Source organism: Phormidesmis sp. 146-20 (assembly GCF_052939475.1).
The window spans coordinates 18,984-38,479 of the sequence record NZ_JBJPHT010000009.1 but is presented as its reverse complement, the minus strand read 5'-3'; the positions used below and the strand labels follow the sequence as shown (position 1 = coordinate 38,479).

The window sequence follows — 19,496 nt, the reverse complement described above, 5'->3', positions numbered from 1 at the left end:
TCAGACTACTGTAAGCAACAGGCCGTTTGAGCTATTTTAACGACTGAGTTAGGGGGATGTTCACTCGTTTAACTTACGATCGACCGCCTCAAACAGTTCCTCAAATCCCGATTCTTTCTGAATTCTGGCGGGTGGAATTTGCATATCTTGAAGAATATCCACGAGTCCGTCGATCGTCGCTCTAATTTCTTCAAACAGATCTCTTTCTCGATGCAGCCTGGGTAGATTTGCAGAAGATTTCATTTGATCGAGCTTGGCTTGTAGCTGATCACATTTCTCTTGCCAATGGATCAGGTAATCGGCACAATCTATCGGATCGTAAATTTTGGCATCTGGTAAGACGATGGGGAAAATGCGATCGTAAAATTCTCCTTTCTTTGCAGTCTGCACCAATTCAAACATGCAGTTTTTGGATTTCAAATATTTGTCACTGATGACTGCAATCACGCATTTCCCGCGACCGATCTGCTTCATAAATTCGCTAATTTGTCCTTTGAAGCTCAGTGTCGCTTTATCTCGGACAATTTGCACTCCTTTTTCTTGGAATGCTTTGCACAACTGGTTGACAATTTCTTCTCGTTCTTCGCCTTCTTCACCCCAGGCGTAGGAAATAAAGACTTCTTTTGTGGGTTCAATTTTGGGAGGCGTTTTGTAGCCGATGTCTCTGGGATCTCTTGAAAGTTTAGTGCGATCCATGATGTCGTCGATCAAACCGAGAACGTTCACCATGTCGAAGTTCTTCTGACACTGGATTTCGCGCTGCTGATTGTCGATAAATCGGCGTAGCGTTTCTAATGGATAAAAATAGAGATCTTGTTGATTTTTGCATCCCGCACAGTTGCAAGGAATGAGTTTTTGGTATTTTAACCGTTTGTAAGTTGCGTGAATTTTATCGATTTCATAAGTGACAATATCCATTAATCGCTTTTTGTCTTTGCCAATCACTCGAATCTTAATTTCGCGTTTGCCATAATTTTCGATGACTTCTGCTTTAGCATTGTCTTGCTGAAGAATCACGCCACTGCGCCAGACATATTTCTGTTCGTCAATCCATTGGTGCATTGACACGATGAACTGTGTAAGAATGCCTTTAGGCATGAATTCGTAGGTGTATCTCAGAATTAGATTGTTGGATTCATCCCAGTGATAGTCGGGCTGATTGATCGTGAGTAACTGCGGTGCAATATATTCGTTGCGGTTGGGAATCTGATAGCATAGCCGAAACTTGATCATGACTTGCAGCAGCTTGCCGCGCATGTGGGCGTAGGTGGGTTCGTGCCAGATGGTTGAGAGATCGGCGCGATCGAACCTCCCCAGTTTCCCCATCACAATCTCGCTATCCAGAACTTTGTAAACGGCATCGGTGCCCCACTTGGGTTTGAGAATGACGGTTTCGGTTAACAGATCGTCGTCTTGAAAGTGGAGACAGACCCCCAAATCATGCAGATAGCCACTGAGTTGTAGGGCATCTTCGCGCTTTTTGAAGCCGTTTTCTGTGCAAATTTTGAGATATTCGTCGAGGCTGATGTGGGCACGATCGTCTCTCTCCAACGCCTCCCGAACTCTCACCCAGGTTTTGGGCAGTGCGGTTCCGATGTGCGGTAAATGAGCGATCTGATGTTTGATTTCCTTGAGAATGTCATCCAGACCTCGATTGGTCGCGAGATTGGTCGCTAAGGTTTTTTCGAGATTGGTAAACTGTCCTCGAAGGGCAGACTCGTTGATTTCGCGGTGTCGATCGTGCTTCTCATTTTTGATGATCAGCAGAGGACTGTTTTCACTGAGAAGTTCGACAATGTTGAGCCAATAATGGAAATCGGTGTCTTCTTTACGATCGTCGCTAACTAAAAGATAGAGCGATCGTTTGGTGAGAAAAAATTGGTGTGTTGAATGATAGATTTCTTGTCCACCAAAGTCCCAAATATTGACGCGAAAATCTTTACCGTTCTCCATCGGAAAGCGCCATTGAATCACTTCAATTCCTTCGGTCGATGGCTCTCTAGAAACAAGCTGATAGCTGGAATTCTCAATCTTTTTAGCAAGAGATGTTTTTCCTGCTCCGCCTTCGCCAATGATTAGAAGTTTGGCTTCGTAGAGGCGATCGATTCCTTCTTCTTCCTGTTGCCGAAAATACTCTCTAATTGCCTCGATTCCCAAATCTGCGATTTCTAGAGGTGGATACTCAAGAGGATTCTCAGCTAAATCTAGTTCTGTCAAATTTTGGAGTTGCGTGATTGTATTAGGGGCAACCGTAATTTTGTTCCCGCACAAATCTAACTCTACTAGGCTTTGAAGTTGAGAGATTACACCTGGGATTACCGTGATTTGATTGTAAGCTAAATACAGTTCTGTTAAGTTTTGAAGTTGAGTGATCGCATCCGGAATCACTGTGATCCGATTATTGAATAAATTAAGTCTTGCTAAATTTTTAAGTTGAGCAATCGTAGCCGGAACCACCGCGATTTCATTGTCTGATAAATCCAGTTTTATTAAGTTTTCAAGGTGGGTAATTGCATCAGGAATGACTGTGATTTTATGCCCGGATAGATTCAATACCTCTAATTGCTTTAATTCAAAAACTTCAACCGGAATCTGAGATAGCTTCTGACTTTCGTCATTCCAAACACCTGCTAAGTTTAATTCTTTAAGTTGTTCGTCCTTTGCTTCCTGGATCTTTTCCAAAATGCTATGAGGAGTCTCGTACTCTACAGGTTCCTGGCTAGTCATCTTGAGGAGGAGGGAGGGTGTAAATTTTGAGACGATCGCTCTCCCCAATTATCACCGCAAACCTGAAGGGCGATCGCTGTGAGGAGGCGTTGTCACGATCGAGACTTTAAGCTGCGTCTATCTTGCCCTTTGCTTCAGCAACAGCCGTAGCAATCACCTCATCGCTCACGCCATGCCGCCGCAAACTCTCAACCAAATTCGATAGCTCAAAATCTTGATCAAAACGCTCAAGATCCGCCCGTAAACCCTGCCCAATGTAAGCTCGAATCAGAGGTTCATAGCCAGAAAAGCCAAGCTGAGGTGCAATGCGCTGTAAATCTTCCACAACATCCTCTGGAACACTCAACTGAATCGTCATCATTGGGCGATCCTTTCTCAATCGCTGCTTCAAATCATTGATCTTCATAGCGAATTCTCTCTGAGTTAGTTGCCAACCGTGCAGAAATGAGCCGAATTATATCTTCTCGAAGGACATACACCACATAAAGCAAGCGCCAATCTACAGTGACTCCTATGACAGCTTCTCGCTCCTCACCATCAATGTAGCCAGCGTCTTCGACTTGTAAAAACGGATCAAAAAATGTTTCGCAAGCTGTCTCAAAATTGACCCTATGTTTGATGAAGTTTGACGATGCTTTATTGCTGTCCCATTCAAATTGAATCTTGTGTAAAGTGTAACTGACGTTCATGATCTTGCCTTACCTGCGCCAAAGCATCTTCTCCCGCAATGGTTTGAACGCTTCCATTTCTGACTTCATTCCGTCGCCGCTTTGCCTCCAAAATCCACGCGGTTTGAATTGCCAAATCAGTGTCAAATTCTAAGCTTTCTACCAGCTTCTCAGCCAAAAGCGCTCTGGATGCACTGGGTAGAGATAAGAGTTCTTCGGTGAGTTCTTCGATCGACTTCATGACCCCACTCCTGAATTTTACTTGTAGTCTAACAGTGTGCTGTTAAAGATGCTCCTACCAATCAGTTCTACAGCGTTTATGACCGTCGATCGCTCTCCACAATTATCGCCGCAAATCTGAAGGGCGATCGCTCAGGAAGGCTCGATCATTGTGGTTAAGAAGCTGCTTGGTAAATGGCAGGGCGATATTTCGGTTCAGGAATCGGTTTGCCCTCAGCCGAAAACGAAAACACAGCCCGAATCGCCTCAGCAGTCAGAGTCGGATAATTTTCTAAAACCTGCTGCTCAGTCCACCCAGCCGCAAACAAACCTAAAATAAACTCCACAGATAGCCGTGTTCCTTTAACGACAGGTTTGCCCAGAAGAATCTTGGAGTTGGAATGAATATATTCTCGCCAATCTAGTGCTTGATACCAAATCAACCAACAGATGATACTCATAAAAAATCAGTTAATTAACCGATTTCTATCTCTTAGATTTGAAAAGAACCTATCAGGGAAGCCGTTTCAAAGTCCCCCAAAATGGGGGATTTAGGGGGCGAGGATCTGTATCAGTAACTAGTGGATTTGGTATGAGACATCAAGGCTGCTCCTTCAACTTATTTTCTAAAAGGCTACCTGACGAGTATTCATTGCCCATTTTCTTCATACACAGGCGACCACAATTCTGTGATTGCAACTTCCCAACCTGGTAGCAACTCTGGAATTGTTAACGTATCGCCATCTCGCAACATTTCAACAACATCAGAATTGGGGCGATAAATTTCAACTTCGTGTTTATCTGGGTTAACAAAAATTCCAACCTGTGCGCCGAGTTCTAGAAACTTTTGAATCTTCTCTCTGAGCGGTTTCATAGTGTCACTGGCAGAGCGCACTTCAACCACCAAATCGGGCACCAGGTCGACAAACGATCGGGGACTCCGCCGCAGCCGATCTGCCCGCACAAATGAAACATCCGGTGCCCGTAGATCTAAATTCGGCATAATAAAACCAGCCCCAGAACCCGTCACTCGTCCCAGCTTTCGCGGTAGCACTCAGATATTTAGAAAAGTGACTAACCGAGCGATAATTTCCTCAGAAATAAAGTCAGATGGACTCATTACAACAATTTTTCCTTCGACCAGTTCCAGTTGATAGTCGGGATACTGGCTCTGAAATGCCTGCAAATCGGCGATCGTTAGAGGCATCGTTTCACCTCAGCAATTTAATAAGTTGGAGCATTCTCATTATCGTTCATTGTTCTGTGATGAATCGAAATTGGATGCTTGACGACAGCAATCAATCCGTGTATTCTCACAAATTAAGGTTACTTTTCTGAAGAGATTTAGTAGCCCTAACTGATCCAAATTCTAGTCGCTGACGCTATCCGAGACTGCGAGCAACAATCCCGGACAGCTAACCTCCCAAACTGATTTACCCAGTCTGGCGGCTAACGGAGTATTTTACCACTCCTCAAGTTGCCCTGATTTGTAATGTGTGCGGGGCGATCAAGTCTTGGGTCTGGGCGATCGTCTAGGAGAAATTCTGGGAGCGATCGCCCGATTTCCAATTGTCATTCCAACCACAATTTCAACAATTAGAACTATTGCAATGAACGAAGAATCACTGCTTAATCGGGCTGCTTTGATTTGTCCCAATCCCTACGACCCTGCCTGGGAGCGCGTTTTGATGTTGTTAATTAGTTCTCCCGACGGCTTGAGCGACACGATTCGCAACTTACACGCTAGGGGATTTGCAGAAGCGGCTACTTGGAGTCGTCCTTTACCGATTCCCAATTCGCAAGAGGTGATGAGTGTGTTGTCAAAGAGAAGGATGAGGGATGAGGGATGAGGGATGAATAGTTTTCTCATCTGTCTCCAATGAGAGTTCTGAAAGTCAAAGTCCCTCACTCGTGGGGGATTTAGGGGGCTGTCTAGATTAACAACCGCAGCGAAAGGTTTCATCAAATTCACATTGTTTTACGACGGGTGGGTCATCTCTTCGGGGCGCACAAAGCGATCGAACTCCTCACCCGTCAAAAACTCTAGTGCAATACAAGCTTCGCGCAACGTAGAATTCTCTTGATAGGCTTTTTTGGCGACTTGGGCCGCTTTGTCGTAGCCAATTTTGGGATTCAACGCAGTCACTAGCATTAATGAGTCATTGAGAAACTGAGCAATGCGATCGCGATTCGGTTCGATACCCACAATCATGTGATCGGTGAACGAAGAACAAGCATCAGAAAGAATGCGAACGGAATGTAAAAGGTTATGAATTAAGACAGGCTTAAATACATTTAGCTCAAAATTGCCTTGACTGCCTGCGAATCCAATGGTGGCATCATTTCCTAACACTTGCACACACACCATCGTCATCGCTTCGCACTGTGTCGGATTCACCTTTCCCGGCATAATTGAGGAACCGGGTTCGTTCGCAGGGAGAATCAATTCGCCCAGTCCACAGCGCGGCCCAGACCCCATCCAGCGCAAGTCGTTGGCGATCTTCATCAAGGCACAGGCTAACGTTTTGAGTGTGCCACTGGTGGATACGATCGCATCATGTCCCGCTAAGACCGCAAACTTATTGGGGGCGCTAACAAAGGGTAAGTGGGTGAGTTTCGCGATTTCTGCTGCCGATCGCGCTGCAAACTCAGGATGAGTATTCAACCCAGTGCCGACGGCGGTGCCTCCGATCGCCAGTTCATACAGTTCAGGCAAGTTTGCTTCGATACGTCGAATTGCTTGATTTAACTGCGCCACATATCCAGAAAATTCCTGCCCCAATGTCAACGGAACGGCATCCATTAAGTGAGTTCGCCCAATTTTAACAATGTCATCATACGCCTGTGATTTCTCTAACAACGCATCTCGCAATTTGACGATCACCGGAATTAATCGCTGAGTGATGGTCTCCACTGCCGCAATATGCATCGCTGTGGGGAACGTATCGTTAGAAGATTGAGACATATTAACGTGATCATTGGGATGAATCGGTTTTTTACTACCCAGTTCACCATCAGCAAGCTCGATCGCTCGATTAGAAATCACCTCATTGGCGTTCATATTTGTCTGAGTGCCGCTGCCCGTCTGCCAAATGCTCAACGGAAAATGATCGTCCAATTTCCCTGCGATCACTTCGTCGGCTGCTTGCGCGATCAAATCGACCTGCTCTTGAGTCAGTTTGTCTAAATCATGATTCACGATCGCCGCCGCCTTTTTGAGAATGCCAAACGCCCGAATCAACTCCCTCGGCATGACATCCTGACCGATCGCAAAATACATCAAAGAACGCTGCGTCTGTGCTCCCCAATAGCGATCGTTTGGCACAGCGATCGACCCCATACTATCCGTCTCATTCCGAGTTAATCCAGCGTCTGACATAAGCTCATTCCTGCGTTCATCGTTCTTGATCCTACTGCTGTGGGGTGATCAAGGAGCGAGTGCAGGACAATTCGGATGAGAGGGTTGACATGAGGTAAATTTATGTATTTAATGTTGATATATTCAGTAAAAAGAGCTGAATAAGACATCATAAGAATTCTCTCGCAGCAGCACAGGGAGAAGACAAAAGACGGGTGAGCGAGTGCTAAAAAAGCTGAAAATCACCTTAATTCATAAGGGTTTTAGCGTAAATCTCCCGATATCTGTTGCCAACGAGTTCATTGAAAAAAGCGATTCATCGCAAGGAGTCAGGAATGAAAAGCCATCCCCTACTGAACTTTTTGAGGTCTTTGTTTTCGCTGAGAGTACAACGACTGGTCAAAGGTTCCTCATCTCAATCAATAGGTATACAACAGCCAATCGGTGTACAACGTTTCAACTACCTCGAAGAACAAGGAATTGTGACTGAGACCATCTATCCCAATCAACTTGGAAGAGTCAGTTATCAAGCCTCGTGGTGGTTTGCAGCTTGTCCATACAATGTTGTCCTATTACCCGGAACCCCCATTCGTGTCCTCGATCGCATCAACATTATTCTGATTGTGGAACCGCTCGCTCCCAGCAATTCACGGGCCAACCCATCCATCAATGCTGCTTAAGTGGAGGCAATATGCACCTCAAATGCTCATACAGACTCAAATGTCATCCCCTCAATCCTGCCCTTCCCTACAGATGGAGCAAGCATCCATTTCCCAGGTATCAGCGCAATCAGTTGAGAAATCCAGCTTCTGTTCGCCGATCGCCACGCTGCCAGCCTCAGAGCCACACGGCTCAAATCGCTATCTCTTCAAGTGACCTGCACGGGGTCGCCCCTCTGCCTAAACAAGACGGATTAGCCGAATCATCAGAGTGTGACGACTCAGGCAGGTAACCCGTCGAATGTCTTCAGTCTGCATTGGTCATCCAGGATTTGAATTTGCCGATGCAGGCTGTTCTCTTCATAGAAGCAACACAGGATAGAATATTTGTATAAGTTTTGTGTGTCCGTTATTGAAAATACACTCAGGACTTGTAGTTTAGATTATCTTTCTGGGAATCCTACCCTTAAATCAGGGTGTGGGCAACGCAGAAAGATAGAACCTCTCCCAGTTTGTGTTTGTCATGCTTGGTGACGCTCTGACGGGTACGCGCAGTAGAAACAAGAGAAGGACGTATATGGCTGAGAAAGTGCTCACGAAAAGAAAGCGGCTAAACCTCGACCTGGCTCCAGAAGCTTACGATTTGCTTCAGGAGTTGGCAACCGATTCTGGAAAGAATATGGCGGAGGTTTTGCGGACTGGACTGGCGCTTTATGGCATTGCCCATGAAGAAAAAAAGAAAGGTCGCAGTCTTGGAGTGGTAGAAGACGATCGAGTGATTAAGGAAATCGTCATTCCCTAATAAAACTCGCTCAAGTTTGATTTACTGCCCCTATTTTCAACCCCTTAAATTCCAGGAGGGCTAGTCTTCTTTAACAACCTTAAGTTAATTGCTGGGAAACTACTTGTAGAGTATTTGTTTGTAAATATTCTATTTCCCAAGCTACTATTTTCTTCGACTTGAGTGTTAGGTGAGGAGTGGCTTTCCTGGGGTTTTTTGTAAATAAGGGGGGGCTATGGCGGCGGAAAAAATAACAACTGAAGAGTTTCTCAGATTGGCTGGAATTGACCAAAATTCGTTCAAAATCATATCATCTGATCTCAAAAAGACTCAGACGACCGATGAGTTTCTTAAAGAACATGGTGTCGGCAAAGATGCCTTGACGGCCGACCAGGCTAGAAGTTTTGAACTCAGGCATCGCTTGACTGCAAGAATGATCATATTGGGATCTCTGGTTGCCCCGATGTCGATCGCTCCCTTTTGGCTCATGGCATTACTTTCTTTGCCTGCTTTTGGCCTAAAGCCTTACTCAGAAGCGATGCAGGCAGGTCTTTTGGCTGGGTTAGTATCAGACGTTGCAGGACTTTATTACGTGGTTACCCGCGATTTATTTCCGAAGGGTCAATCCTCCAACACAAAATCATCCAACACAAAATCAAAAGAAGAAGAGGATGGTGAGGATTAGAGTTAATCTTCACTTTCATCAATGGCTTCGATCTCTGAACCCTCCTCAATATGAATTTCTGGAATGCCTTTTTCTCGAAAGTAACCTTCGTCAATGATGATAGTTTCTCTCGACGGTTCATGATCGTCTTCCGTAGCGGAACTCATCCACATCTCTTCAAAAATCAATTTGTATCGTCGGAGTTCTACAATGCGATCGTGCATTTTTTTGAGTAGTTTTCTGATTCGAGTCGATCCAATTTGTAGATCCTCTTCGCTGAGTTGATCGATTTGAGTTTGGTACTTTTCAATCTCTGCTTCTTTAGTTCTGAAGGTACGTTCAAATGCTTCAACGTTGTGATTAATAGAGTGAAAAAGCGGTTCTTGACCGCGATCGCAAAGCTTTTTAAGGGTGGGTTTGAGAAGGCGATCGAGAAATTCTTGAGAGCAATCAAAGGCGGTTTCAAGGTTGTCTAATCGATCTTCTAAGTCGCTCTTGGTTTCTTCTAAATGACGGATCGATTCTGACTGCTCACAACGTGCCCCAGCCTTCAAAAATCGCTGTTCTTGAGCAATGGATAGGCCTTGGTTTTCTCCGATCGTGGCATCGGTCATTTGGGTATTTGTCCAGATCGCCTCAGTTAGATTGGTCGATCGTAGATTCGATCGAGTCAGATTTGCGTCACTAAAATCGGCATAGCTAAGATAGGCGCGGCTTAAAGAAGCATCCGTCAAATCGGCTCCTTTCAGCACTGCATTGAGCAAATTTGCGGCTCTCAAACGCACTTCATGCATCACGGCTCCCGTCAAATTTGTGCCGCTTAGATAAGCTCGACTCAGATCAGCTTTTCTCAGATTGGCACCCGTCAAATTGGCATCACTGAGATCAGCCCGTCGCAAAAATGCCTGGCTGAGATTTGCATTCTCCAAATTGACAGACGTAAACTCTACTCCACTCAACCGGGCCTGACAAAGATTGACACCCCGCAAGTTGGCATCGCTGAGATCGGCCCCATTGAGCCTTGTTCCTTTTCCACTCAAATCAGCTTCTTCGAGGTTGGCAGCCATTAAATTTGCCCGATTGAGACAAGCTCCGCGAAGCATGGCAAAGCTCAGATCGGCTCCTGCTAAATCGGCTCCTTCGAGCAAAGCGCCATTCAAGTTAGCGCGGTGGAGTGTGGCAAATCCCAGGGCAGTTCCTCGTAGTTCAGCGTTTTCGAGGTTTGCGTCCCTGAGATTGGCTCCCTTAAGTTGAGCGCGGCGAAGTTTTGCGTGACTCAGGTTGGCATTGCTCAAATCCGCGCGGCTCAAGTATGCTCCATGCAAAATCGCAAAGCTGAGATTGGCACCGCTTAAATTTGCCGCCTCCAAATTTGCCCCTGTCAGTTTCGCATCAAATAGGTTCGCTCCCGCTAGCTTCGCCCGATTGAGCTTTGCTTCGCTGAGGTCGGATCGTTCCAAACGTGCGCCTGTGAGATTGGCATCTTTGAGGAACGCATTCGAGAGGTCAGTCCCGCTTAAAATCGCTCCGTCGAGATCCGCCTGAGTCAGATTAGTGCGTCTCAGGCTTGCACCCCGAAGGTTGGCCTGACGCAACTTAGCTCCTGACAGTTTGACGCAGCGTGCTTGGGCTTCTTGAAAATTGGCGCGATCAAGGCAAGCCCCATTCATCACCGCATTGTTCATGGTTGCATGAGTCAAATTAACCTTTTCTAAGTGAGCCTCAATCAGATTGGTGCGAGTGAGTTGGGCCCCACTTAGGTCAGCGCCCGTCAGAATGGCTGCTTCGAGTTTGGCTCCTTGAAAGTTTGCTCCCTTGAGATTCGCTTCAAACAGGTTGGCACGGTACAAGTTGACACCTTTCATTTGAGTGCTGCTGAGGTTCGCTTCTCGCAGGGTTGCCCGATAAAGTTTAGCTCCCCCCAAGTCCGCTCCTTCTAAATTTGCGTGGTCTAGGGTAGCGTCCTCCAGATCAGCACGACGCAAACTAGCTTGAACTAGCGTTGCACCCGTTAAGTCGGCTCCGGTCAAGTCTGCTTCTCTCAGGTTGGCTCGACTCAGATTTGCCTCACATAGGTTGGCTCCTCTTAAATTGGCTCGACTTAAGTTGACTTCTCTCAAATCAGCACCCCGAAAATCATACTGTTGCCAGTTTTGGCCCGCGTAGTCTCCGCCAGGTTCCAGATTGCACATATCCCTCTCATCGTTGGACGTACACACGTAAGCGCTTTTTTCTGAGTTCTGCTTTACTGGTCTGACACCCGCAGATTGCAGCTAGAGGGTGAAAACTGAGAGCGTGGGAAGGGGTTTACGTTGAGCCTTGCTGGTTCTGAAGCGGAGACTGTCTTTGCGCCTGGATTGTGTAATATCGGTTTCATGGGTAATCGTCACTTAGTAAAAGCACCATTGAAGTTGATGTAAAAGCTCAGGGATTCTACACGAGTTATTGGAAGAACGGATTGTTCAACTCAGTAATCTTACGGAAACTATCTTACCAGTTTATTTTTAGTTACAAAAATCTAAGAGCTAGTGATTGAACTAACCCCATTCAGGTGATCTTCATCACGCTCTCTAATCTTGCAAGGAATGTGTCGGATTGATTCTCATCCCTCCAAACTCCCTGCTTTTACACGCCGATCGTCAATTTCCACCAGTTCAGCGTTCCGCCATCATTCGGAATTGCATCTACAATCTTTAGCTGCCAGCGTCCCTGAGTCTGTTGTCCTAAAAACTTTCTCAGCGTTGACGTGGTTTGCATTGTGTAGATCGTTTGTAGTTTTGTTCTGCGTCCCAGCGTTCTCCCTTGTAGTGTGACTGACGTTCCCACAGGTGAGATTAGAGTGACCGAAATATCTCCCAAATACGTGTGATCAATGTCTACCGCAACCTGTATTTCTCGTAAAGCTGCCGTATCACTGACTTGAATCACACTCACAATTCCTTGAGCATTGTTATCAGGAATCACGACGCTGGTTGTATTTTGAAGCTGAAGCGATCGCGTCGAAGCCGTCAACATCGATCGTCTCTGAGTCGCAGCCTGCACCGCTTTTGCAGCATTCACCTTGCCATACCCAAACCAATCAGAACGTCCTCCCGCCTCATAAGTCCCTTTGCGTAACCCAAACTGCGGATCGGGGTCAGCATCGACAATTTTATCCGCCGTCTGCTGAAGGATCTGCCGCACTTCTTGAGCCGTCAGATCAGAATTTGCCGACAGCACCAGGGCTGCCACTCCAGCTACCAACGGACAAGCGCTCGAAGTCCCGCCAAAATCAGAGGTGAAATTGGTTTGATCGTAGCCGTCTGCGTTGGTGCGATCGGTCGTAAACACTCCCAATCCTCGCAGCGAACTTCTGATCTCTGGTGGCGTGTAGACATAGCCCAAATCAGGCAAGCCAACTCCCGGCGGCGCATTGTTGCTGGGCCCGCAGATAGAAACATCTGGCCCCCAATTGCTGTAGGCTGCTTTCTTGCCCAAACTTGTCGAAGCAGACACGGTAATCACATCAGGATGAACGGTAAATCCGCCTAACCATTTTGTATTTCCAGTGAGTGCATTGTTTTGCCAACCTGATTCATTGATCGTTCCGCTGGTTGGTCGGTTTGCATTCCCCGCAGCGAATAAGATCACGCACCCTTTCCCATTCCGTCCTTCGGTGGCAGCGCGTGTAATCGCGGCTCGTTGTCGCAGTGAAAGCGGGTAATAGACGGCACTCGGCCCCCAGCTACAAGAAATTACCGATGCGCCTTTGGTGACCGCCCAATCAAACAGCGCCTCGATCGTTTCATCATCCAAAAAGCCTGTGGTTTTGATGGGCATTAGCGCACAACCGGGAGCCGCCCCCACTGTGCCAAATCCGTTTTCTTCGGCAACCGCAACCCCTGCACAAGAAGTCCCGTGATTTTCATCTGTTTCGTCAGGGAGCGGGAGGAAGGTGTCTTCCTTAAAGTTTCTGGGCGCGACGATTTTGCCGACTCCTTGAAAGTCAGGATGGTTTAGATCAACGCCATCGTCCATGATCGCAACGACGATCGAACGGCTTCCCCGCGTGGTTTCCCAGGCTTGTTCGGCAAACACATGAGAATTGGCGGCTAAATCCTGACCGCCTGTGTGATTGAGATGCCATTGTTTGGGGTAGAGCGGATCTTTGGGACGATAGTGCGCCTGACTTTGCACAATCACATTCGGCTCTGCGGTGAGAACTTCTGTTTTGGCGATTAATCGATTGGCAATCTTGACCGGATTTTCGGTCGCATTTGCAGTCAGTTGAAAGACAAACGTATTGGGAATTCCAGCGATCGTTTTCCCTTGTTGCAGTCCTAACTCGGTCGCGATCGCTGCCATCGTTTCCGCTTTCACAGAGGGCGCAAATTGAATCGTGATCTCATTCGTCAGGTAAATACGCGAACCGGGATTGTCTTTAATTTGATAAATATTGCTGGCATAATCGACCGCATCCGATCCGCGCACCTCTTTTAACACCTGATCTTTTTGCGTAGGATTGACCACAAACTCCGTCAACTGTGGCGGCCCGGCTTGGGGATCGATTTCAGCGGAAATGTTTTTGGCTAAATCTTCGACCTGTTGCTGAGATTTGGCCTGGACTGCAAAGCGATCGTTCACCTTTTCGATCACCAACTCTTCGCCCCCGCGCTGAAGAATCTTGCCCCGACTCTCTTCGGCAACACTGGCATTTGCGGGAGGTTCAATAGGTGGATTGGTCATAGCAGTCCCTTCCTTTAAGCGTCTGATGCCTGGTGACTACGCAGCCCAAACGACAGGCTACGGAACGAATCATCTTCAGTTTATCGGACTTCTGCAACAATTCTCAGTTGCCACTTCTCTAACCTCTTCTAGGGAGAAAAAGAACAGGCATTCTAAATTGATTGCGTTCTCTCTAATCAAACAGCAGGTTTCCAGGTGCCGTGGAATCCGAGAGGAATCACTTCTGGCAATGCTAAACGACAGACGGGAGAATCATCCAGGCGATCGCTATCAAAGATCCAAACCTCACTGCGATCGCGATCTCCATCATAGACAATGGTGAGAATCCAGCCGCGATCGAGATCTTCAGAATCGGGGGCGTAAATTGGCTCCGTTGGATAGTGATTGTCTCCCAAATTGGCTTCGACTAACGCTCCCGTGGATTGCTCGAAACGAGCGATCGCTCCAAACACTTCTTGCCCCAAATCCGCCCCCAACCGATGAATCGATAAGTAGGTGTATCGTGCAGGCTGACCGACTTCTTGAGGCTTGACAATGGGGAATTCGCAGGGACGATCGAGCAGTTCAGTGATCTCCAGCACTGTTGCAGAGTGTGGATCAATTCGGATTTGCCAGAGTGTTGGTTTTGCGATTGTTTGAATCTCACCTGTAGCAATCTCTTTTAGATACTGATTTGTATTAAAGTCAGCATACTTCACCACGCTCACAACAGCGTTTCCATCTGTATCCAAATAACCGTTGCCAAAGTGCCATTGGTACCACGGGGCTGTTTCACCTTGACTGACGACTTTTAGCGTGTCGCGATCGACCACAAGGATCTGAGTTCCCCGCTCTGGCTGCCACGAAAACGCATCACTAAAGCTTTTTAATCGAGCCAATACGGGCAGAGGATTTAGGCGAGTTGGCGGCACAAAAAAGATGAGATACTTCCCAGCCATCACAAAATCATGCAGTAAAGGATATCCCTCTAGAGCGGTACTGCTTCTTTGTTTTAGCGTTCCGTTTGCACTGATGCGATAGAGATTTAGCGTTGCTGTTTTGCCAAAACTCACGCCAAAATTGTAGATGTCCCCTGTTTGAGGGTCGCGTTTGGGATGGGCAGAAAACGGCAGCGATTTGGGCAAACCTCCCAGATCATCAAAGCCACGAGTTTCCAGAGTCTCTAGATCCAAGCTGTAGGGGTGTCCACCTTCCCAGAGAGCGAGGAGGCGATCGGGCAGCGCCAACACAGACGTATTTCCAGCATTCTTAGTAGCCTTAAACCGCTCCCAAATCGCCCCCGGCGGCATCATGCCATAGCCACCATAGATAAACCGTCCCGCCCGTTCTTCTTCCTGAAATTCTACACTCTGCACATAGCGATAAACGCCCGTCGCACCCGCCGCCCTAAAATGAACGCCCAACACCGCCCCATCGCCATCAAACCAATGTCCTACAGGCTGTCCGCCCCGCTCTAACCGCCCCGGCCCATTGCGATAAAGTGATCCTCGTAAGCCCGATGGAATGGCCCCAGACAAAATCGCCAAAGGAGTCGGCTCAAATCCGGTTGCCGTGTGTAAAATTGCCTTTGCCCAAGTCTTCTTAGTCAGGGAACTGGTCACGATCGTCTCCTAAATCAGTCTTCTAGTCTAGCGTGGGCCTTAGACGTTAAACTTTTGTCTCTCGTCCAACGTCTAAGGTCTCTTGTCTAATGAAAAATTAATGGAATTTGTAGATTGCGCGATCGCCCTTGGTAGTAATTTAGGCGACTCTCAACTGATTTTAGACGCTGCGCTAGAAAGGCTCGATCGCAGCATGGGGATCAAAGTCGAAACGCGATCGCATTGGTATCAGACCAAAGCCGTCACTCTGCCAGACAGTCCCCCTCAGCCCGACTACCTCAACGGCTGCGCCCTGCTGAAAACTACGCTCACCCCCGATCAACTGCTACAAACCCTGCTCAGTATCGAAACTCAATTTGGACGCATCCGCCAAGAACAATGGGGGCCTCGGACACTTGACTTAGACCTGCTCCTGTTTAATGATGTAATCCTGAACACGGCTCATCTAAAAATCCCGCATCCCAGAATGTCCGATCGCGCCTTTGTGCTGGTTCCCTTAGCCGAAATTGCCCCCGACTGGATCGAACCTGTGTCTGGAAGAGCGATCGCCCAACTCGCCCAAATGTTAGACCCCTCCGACCTTAAAAAACTCACCTAACCCATTCTTTTTTCCTCCCTCCTCCCTCCTCCCTTCCTTAAACCCCTCACCCCCCTTACCACATGCCCCTGGGTTCAGAACCTCCTCAACTCCTGAAACAGCGCCTTTCCTATAAGGGTCGCAAGTTCAATTTTGAAGTGAATCGGCTCCGGTTACCCAATCGTGCAGAGGGTGACTGGGAATGTATTCGTCATCCGGGAGGCGCGCTTGCAGTGCCCATTACGCCTGACGGTAAGCTAGTTTTGACCCGGCAGTATCGCTTTACTGTACAGGGTCGTTTGTTAGAATTTCCAGCGGGAACCGTTGAGCCAGGAGAAGATCCGCTAGAGACGATCGAGCGCGAAATCCAGGAAGAAATCGGCTACAAAGCAAGCCAGTGGAAGAAGCTAGGCGAATTTTTTCTCGCACCTGGCTACTCAGATGAAGTGATCTACGCATTTTTGGCAACCGATTTAGAATTGCTAGAAAATCCACCCAACCAAGACGACGACGAAGACATTGAAACCGTTTTGATGACACTTCAAGAAGTCGAAAAAGCAATCCAGGAAGGCACAATCTCAGACGCAAGATCGATCTGTAGCTTGATGCTGGCCCGACCTTTTCTAGAAGGGGTTTAGGCGAAGACGTTGGACGGAAGACGGAAGAGACGCTGGACGGAAGACGTTGGAGTGGGGATTTTGGTGGGGATTTGTGAATTCTGGATAGGAGTTTGTGACTTTGATCTAGATGATGCGGGATTATCGGAAAATTAGGGCTTGGCAGTTGGCGGATGATTTGGCGATCGCTCTCTATAAAGCGACCAGTGACTTTCCAAAAGCGGAAGCCTACGGTTTGACCTCTCAGATTAGGCGATCGGCTGTCTCAGTTCCCGCAAACATTGTAGAAGGGGCAGCCCGCCAGCATACGAAGGAGTACCTGCAATTCCTATACATTGCGCTCGGATCTCTCGCAGAAGTTGGCTATTACATTGGCTTCTCTGAGAGAATAGGCTACCTGAGCAGCAGTCACGTCCAACCCCTTTCAGCACTACACGATTCCACAACTAAGACTTTGAGAGGATTAATCAACTTCATCGAAAAGTCTAAAATTTAAAGTCTAAACATTTTCCCTCCACCATCTTCCCGTCTGCCGTCCAACGTCCCCAGTCCAACGTCTAAAGTCTCCTTTATGTCTGATCTAATCTTGTTTTGGCACCGTCGGGATCTGCGAACTTCTGACAATATTGGGTTGGCTACTGCGCGTCAACAGAGTACCAAAGTGGTAGGCGTTTTTTGTCTTGATCCCAGCCTGTTGATCGATGTTGCGCCTGCGCGAGTCACTTATCTGATCGGCAGTTTGCAGTCACTTCAACAACGGTATGCCGAAGCAGGCAGCCAACTTCTGATCTTGCAGGATGACCCTCGAAAAGGCTTGCCCCGACTGGCGACGACGCTCAACGCCAAAGCTGTCTTCTTTAACTACGATGTAGAACCCTATGCCCGCGATCGCGACCGCACCGTCATTCAGGCCCTCAATCAGACCAGCATCGAAGTCAAAACATTTTGGGATCAACTCCTCCACTCGCCCGAAGACATCAAATCGGGATCGGGAGAGCCTTATACTGTTTACAGTCCATTTTGGCGAAACTGGAACAGCAAACCCAAAGCAGCCCCCGCCCCTGATCTCGCAAACGTAGAAGGTCTGACGGAGCCAGAAATCGAGGTTGCAAAACAAGCCGGAACGATCGCCCTTCCAAGCGCCAAGGATCTCGGTTTTGTGTGGGACAATCCGCTCATGCTGCAACCCGGAGAACAGTCCGCCAAAGATCGATTAGAAGAATTTACGCGATCGGCGATTAACGAATATCAAGAACAGCGCAACTTTCCGGCTAATCCAGGGACTTCGATCCTGAGTGCTGCATTGAAGTTTGGGGTAATTGGGGTGCGATCGGTCTGGGCGGCAACGATCAACGCAATGGAGCAAAGCCGCAGTGATGAAACGCAAGCCAGCATTCAAACCTGGCGGCAAGAGATCGCTTGGAGAGAGTTTTATCAGGATGTCATGTATCACTTCCCAGAGTTGGCGGAGGGTGCCTATCGCAAGGTGCTAAAGACCTTTCCCTGGGAGAACAATGAGGATTATTTTCAGGCGTGGTGTGAGGGGATGACGGGGTATCCGATCGTCGATGCTGCGATGCGTCAACTGAATGAAACCGCTTGGATGCACAACCGTTGCCGAATGATCGTAGCCAGCTTTTTGACGAAGGATTTGCTGGTTGATTTTCGATTGGGTGAAAAGTACTTTATGGAAAGGCTTTACGATGGGGATCTGTCTGCCAATAATGGTGGCTGGCAATGGAGTGCATCCAGCGGCATGGACCCTAAACCATTGCGGATTTTTAACCCTGCGAGTCAAGCCAAGAAATTTGACCCCAATGCAGAATACATTCGCAAATGGTTACCAGAACTTCGCAGTGTGGATACGAAAGATCTCATTTCTGGAACGATTTCGGAATACGATCGCAATCGCTGCAACTATCCCGCGCCGATCGTCGATCACAACCAACAACAACGCCACTTTAAACAACAATATCAACAGCAAAGAGAACTCACAGGCGACAAATCAGAAGTTAGCTAATCGTGTCGGGGTCAATGCCAAGCGATCGTAAGTATTCAGTCAGTCGATTTGAACGGTCATCCGCTTGAGCAACTTGTTCAGCCAGTTGTTCTGCTCGTTGACGTTCTTGAATTGCAGCTTCATCGGGAGTCGGCACTAGATTTCCGTCTGCGGTAAAGTAGCGAAGTTGGCGGTTCTCGATTCCTAAAAAGAGGTCTAACTCTTGGCTCCAAAGCCAATTATTCTGACTGGGTGCAATGGGTTGATACTGGTGTCCCACTAACCGAAATCCGGCAAACTCCAAGCTCTCTGGTGAAAACCAAAAGTACTCTGGAGTCCGAAAGCGATCTTGGTAAAGCGTCTTCTTGAGATTGCGATCGGTATCAGCAGTAGAAATAGACAACAACTCGATAATCAAGTTGGGATATTTGCCATCTTCTTCCCAGGTGACCCAGGAATTGCGCGGCACTTTGGCAGTTTGCTTGACCAGAAAGAAGTCTGGCCCGCGAAAGTCCCGGTTTCTCAACTGCTGACGACTGAAATAAATCGTGAGATTGGCACCGATAAAAAAGTCACTACGATCGCGCCACAAAAACTCTAGACAAGCCACCAACAGAGCAAGCTGCGTATAGTGCAAAGAACTTTCCATCTCTGGCTCATCGCTCAACAGTTGAGTTGCGTCAGGCATCAGAGCCTCTAGTTGTTGCGCTGTCAGATTCATAAGACGTTTCCTGGCAACGGGTTGATTTCTATGTTGACTTCTATTATCAGCGATCGTGTCAAAACAATGTTGTTGCGGTCGTGGCTCAGAAGCGCGATCGATATTACATTTTTTCAAGTTTATCGACTGAGCGATCGACTTCGTTGATCATTACTGTTATCTGGATCAAGGGGAAACAAC

Annotated in this window: 20 protein-coding genes; 8 read left to right on the top strand and 12 right to left on the bottom strand. The window is 47.6% G+C overall.

Features of this window, described 5'->3' with window-relative positions; genetic code table 11:
* Positions 1 to 60: 60 nt before the first annotated feature.
* The 7 genes from ACKFKH_RS10045 to ACKFKH_RS10015 all read right to left on the bottom strand — a co-directional run bounded on the left by ACKFKH_RS10045 (position 61) and on the right by ACKFKH_RS10015 (position 4,821).
* Positions 61 to 2,727, bottom strand: a complete 2,667-nt coding sequence (locus ACKFKH_RS10045; protein WP_446858141.1) for a COR domain-containing protein — start codon at positions 2,725 to 2,727, stop codon at positions 61 to 63.
* A 106-nt stretch (positions 2,728 to 2,833) separates the two neighbouring features.
* Complete coding sequence (locus tag ACKFKH_RS10040; protein ID WP_446858140.1) at positions 2,834 to 3,133, bottom strand: hypothetical protein; 300 nt, start codon at positions 3,131 to 3,133, stop codon at positions 2,834 to 2,836.
* Positions 3,120 to 3,416, bottom strand: coding sequence for a BrnT family toxin (locus ACKFKH_RS10035; RefSeq protein ID WP_446858139.1), 297 nt, complete (start codon positions 3,414 to 3,416; stop codon positions 3,120 to 3,122). The genes ACKFKH_RS10040 and ACKFKH_RS10035 overlap by 14 nt, the downstream gene beginning before the upstream one ends.
* Positions 3,379 to 3,636, bottom strand: a complete 258-nt coding sequence (locus ACKFKH_RS10030) for an addiction module protein (protein ID WP_446858138.1) — start codon at positions 3,634 to 3,636, stop codon at positions 3,379 to 3,381. The genes ACKFKH_RS10035 and ACKFKH_RS10030 overlap by 38 nt, the downstream gene beginning before the upstream one ends.
* A 154-nt stretch (positions 3,637 to 3,790) precedes the next feature.
* On the bottom strand, positions 3,791 to 4,075 hold the full coding sequence (locus ACKFKH_RS10025; protein WP_446858137.1) for a DUF433 domain-containing protein: 285 nt from the start codon (positions 4,073 to 4,075) through the stop codon (positions 3,791 to 3,793).
* 188 nt (positions 4,076 to 4,263) lie between these two features.
* Positions 4,264 to 4,668 (bottom strand): Uma2 family endonuclease, encoded by a 405-nt coding sequence (locus ACKFKH_RS10020; protein ID WP_446858136.1) that lies wholly within the window; start codon positions 4,666 to 4,668, stop codon positions 4,264 to 4,266.
* Positions 4,669 to 4,821 carry a hypothetical protein gene (locus ACKFKH_RS10015; protein WP_446858135.1) on the bottom strand — a complete coding sequence of 51 codons (153 nt, stop codon included), beginning with the start codon at positions 4,819 to 4,821 and terminating at the stop codon, positions 4,669 to 4,671.
* Between the two features lie 289 nt (positions 4,822 to 5,110).
* Here ACKFKH_RS10015 and ACKFKH_RS10010 point away from each other — a divergent pair, with 289 nt between their 5' ends.
* Entirely contained in the window at positions 5,111 to 5,464 is a 354-nt protein-coding gene (locus ACKFKH_RS10010; protein WP_446858134.1) for a hypothetical protein, read from the top strand.
* A gap of 128 nt (positions 5,465 to 5,592) precedes the next feature.
* Here ACKFKH_RS10010 and fumC read toward each other — a convergent pair whose 3' ends face one another.
* Positions 5,593 to 6,993: a class II fumarate hydratase gene (gene fumC, locus ACKFKH_RS10005; RefSeq protein WP_446858133.1), complete on the bottom strand. Its 1,401-nt coding sequence runs from the start codon at positions 6,991 to 6,993 to the stop codon at positions 5,593 to 5,595.
* 314 nt (positions 6,994 to 7,307) lie between these two features.
* Here fumC and ACKFKH_RS10000 point away from each other — a divergent pair, with 314 nt between their 5' ends.
* The 3 genes from ACKFKH_RS10000 to ACKFKH_RS09990 all read left to right on the top strand — a co-directional run bounded on the left by ACKFKH_RS10000 (position 7,308) and on the right by ACKFKH_RS09990 (position 9,097).
* Entirely contained in the window at positions 7,308 to 7,652 is a 345-nt protein-coding gene (locus ACKFKH_RS10000; RefSeq protein WP_446858132.1) for an NfeD family protein, read from the top strand.
* 556 nt (positions 7,653 to 8,208) lie between these two features.
* Positions 8,209 to 8,433: a hypothetical protein gene (locus ACKFKH_RS09995; protein WP_446858131.1), complete on the top strand. Its 225-nt coding sequence runs from the start codon at positions 8,209 to 8,211 to the stop codon at positions 8,431 to 8,433.
* A gap of 214 nt (positions 8,434 to 8,647) precedes the next feature.
* Positions 8,648 to 9,097, top strand: coding sequence for a hypothetical protein (locus ACKFKH_RS09990; RefSeq protein ID WP_446858130.1), 450 nt, complete (start codon positions 8,648 to 8,650; stop codon positions 9,095 to 9,097).
* Between the two features lie 2 nt (positions 9,098 to 9,099).
* Here ACKFKH_RS09990 and ACKFKH_RS09985 read toward each other — a convergent pair whose 3' ends face one another.
* The 3 genes from ACKFKH_RS09985 to ACKFKH_RS09975 all read right to left on the bottom strand — a co-directional run bounded on the left by ACKFKH_RS09985 (position 9,100) and on the right by ACKFKH_RS09975 (position 15,402).
* Entirely contained in the window at positions 9,100 to 11,268 is a 2,169-nt protein-coding gene (locus tag ACKFKH_RS09985; RefSeq protein WP_446858129.1) for a pentapeptide repeat-containing protein, read from the bottom strand.
* Positions 11,269 to 11,701: 433 nt separating this feature from the next.
* A complete protein-coding gene (locus tag ACKFKH_RS09980) occupies positions 11,702 to 13,801 on the bottom strand; it encodes a S8 family serine peptidase (RefSeq protein WP_446858128.1) in 2,100 nt (699 codons plus the stop codon).
* 176 nt (positions 13,802 to 13,977) lie between these two features.
* Positions 13,978 to 15,402, bottom strand: coding sequence for a carotenoid oxygenase family protein (locus tag ACKFKH_RS09975; protein WP_446858127.1), 1,425 nt, complete (start codon positions 15,400 to 15,402; stop codon positions 13,978 to 13,980).
* A 100-nt stretch (positions 15,403 to 15,502) separates the two neighbouring features.
* Between ACKFKH_RS09975 and folK the strand changes: the two genes are divergently transcribed.
* The 4 genes from folK (at position 15,503) to ACKFKH_RS09955 (ending at position 18,616) form a co-directional block, all read left to right on the top strand.
* Positions 15,503 to 16,000, top strand: a complete 498-nt coding sequence (gene folK, locus ACKFKH_RS09970) for a 2-amino-4-hydroxy-6-hydroxymethyldihydropteridine diphosphokinase (RefSeq protein WP_446858126.1) — start codon at positions 15,503 to 15,505, stop codon at positions 15,998 to 16,000.
* A 62-nt stretch (positions 16,001 to 16,062) separates the two neighbouring features.
* Positions 16,063 to 16,617, top strand: coding sequence for an NUDIX hydrolase (locus ACKFKH_RS09965; RefSeq protein WP_446858125.1), 555 nt, complete (start codon positions 16,063 to 16,065; stop codon positions 16,615 to 16,617).
* Between the two features lie 112 nt (positions 16,618 to 16,729).
* Positions 16,730 to 17,092 carry a four helix bundle protein gene (locus tag ACKFKH_RS09960; protein WP_446858124.1) on the top strand — a complete coding sequence of 121 codons (363 nt, stop codon included), beginning with the start codon at positions 16,730 to 16,732 and terminating at the stop codon, positions 17,090 to 17,092.
* 75 nt (positions 17,093 to 17,167) lie between these two features.
* Positions 17,168 to 18,616, top strand: coding sequence for an FAD-binding domain-containing protein (locus ACKFKH_RS09955; RefSeq protein ID WP_446858123.1), 1,449 nt, complete (start codon positions 17,168 to 17,170; stop codon positions 18,614 to 18,616).
* Here ACKFKH_RS09955 and ACKFKH_RS09950 read toward each other — a convergent pair.
* Positions 18,609 to 19,316 carry a Uma2 family endonuclease gene (locus ACKFKH_RS09950; protein ID WP_446858122.1) on the bottom strand — a complete coding sequence of 236 codons (708 nt, stop codon included), beginning with the start codon at positions 19,314 to 19,316 and terminating at the stop codon, positions 18,609 to 18,611. The two genes, ACKFKH_RS09955 and ACKFKH_RS09950, sit on opposite strands and share 8 nt — an antisense overlap.
* Positions 19,317 to 19,496 lie beyond the last annotated feature (180 nt).

What these genes read in the sequence shown, in the direction of transcription:
- ACKFKH_RS10045 (WP_446858141.1), bottom strand. Translation starts at nt 2,727, where the DNA reads ATGACTAGCCAGGAACCTGTAGAGTACGAGACTCCTCATAGCATTTTG.
- ACKFKH_RS10040 (WP_446858140.1), bottom strand. Translation starts at nt 3,133, where the DNA reads ATGAAGATCAATGATTTGAAGCAGCGATTGAGAAAGGATCGCCCAATG.
- ACKFKH_RS10035 (WP_446858139.1), bottom strand. Translation starts at nt 3,416, where the DNA reads ATGAACGTCAGTTACACTTTACACAAGATTCAATTTGAATGGGACAGC.
- ACKFKH_RS10030 (WP_446858138.1), bottom strand. Translation starts at nt 3,636, where the DNA reads ATGAAGTCGATCGAAGAACTCACCGAAGAACTCTTATCTCTACCCAGT.
- ACKFKH_RS10025 (WP_446858137.1), bottom strand. Translation starts at nt 4,075, where the DNA reads ATGAGTATCATCTGTTGGTTGATTTGGTATCAAGCACTAGATTGGCGA.
- ACKFKH_RS10015 (WP_446858135.1), bottom strand. Translation starts at nt 4,821, where the DNA reads ATGCCTCTAACGATCGCCGATTTGCAGGCATTTCAGAGCCAGTATCCC.
- fumC (WP_446858133.1), bottom strand. Translation starts at nt 6,993, where the DNA reads ATGTCAGACGCTGGATTAACTCGGAATGAGACGGATAGTATGGGGTCG.
- ACKFKH_RS10000 (WP_446858132.1), top strand. Translation starts at nt 7,308, where the DNA reads ATGAAAAGCCATCCCCTACTGAACTTTTTGAGGTCTTTGTTTTCGCTG.
- ACKFKH_RS09995 (WP_446858131.1), top strand. Translation starts at nt 8,209, where the DNA reads ATGGCTGAGAAAGTGCTCACGAAAAGAAAGCGGCTAAACCTCGACCTG.
- ACKFKH_RS09990 (WP_446858130.1), top strand. Translation starts at nt 8,648, where the DNA reads ATGGCGGCGGAAAAAATAACAACTGAAGAGTTTCTCAGATTGGCTGGA.
- ACKFKH_RS09985 (WP_446858129.1), bottom strand. Translation starts at nt 11,268, where the DNA reads ATGTGCAATCTGGAACCTGGCGGAGACTACGCGGGCCAAAACTGGCAA.
- ACKFKH_RS09980 (WP_446858128.1), bottom strand. Translation starts at nt 13,801, where the DNA reads ATGACCAATCCACCTATTGAACCTCCCGCAAATGCCAGTGTTGCCGAA.
- folK (WP_446858126.1), top strand. Translation starts at nt 15,503, where the DNA reads ATGGAATTTGTAGATTGCGCGATCGCCCTTGGTAGTAATTTAGGCGAC.
- ACKFKH_RS09965 (WP_446858125.1), top strand. Translation starts at nt 16,063, where the DNA reads ATGCCCCTGGGTTCAGAACCTCCTCAACTCCTGAAACAGCGCCTTTCC.
- ACKFKH_RS09960 (WP_446858124.1), top strand. Translation starts at nt 16,730, where the DNA reads ATGCGGGATTATCGGAAAATTAGGGCTTGGCAGTTGGCGGATGATTTG.
- ACKFKH_RS09955 (WP_446858123.1), top strand. Translation starts at nt 17,168, where the DNA reads ATGTCTGATCTAATCTTGTTTTGGCACCGTCGGGATCTGCGAACTTCT.
- ACKFKH_RS09950 (WP_446858122.1), bottom strand. Translation starts at nt 19,316, where the DNA reads ATGAATCTGACAGCGCAACAACTAGAGGCTCTGATGCCTGACGCAACT.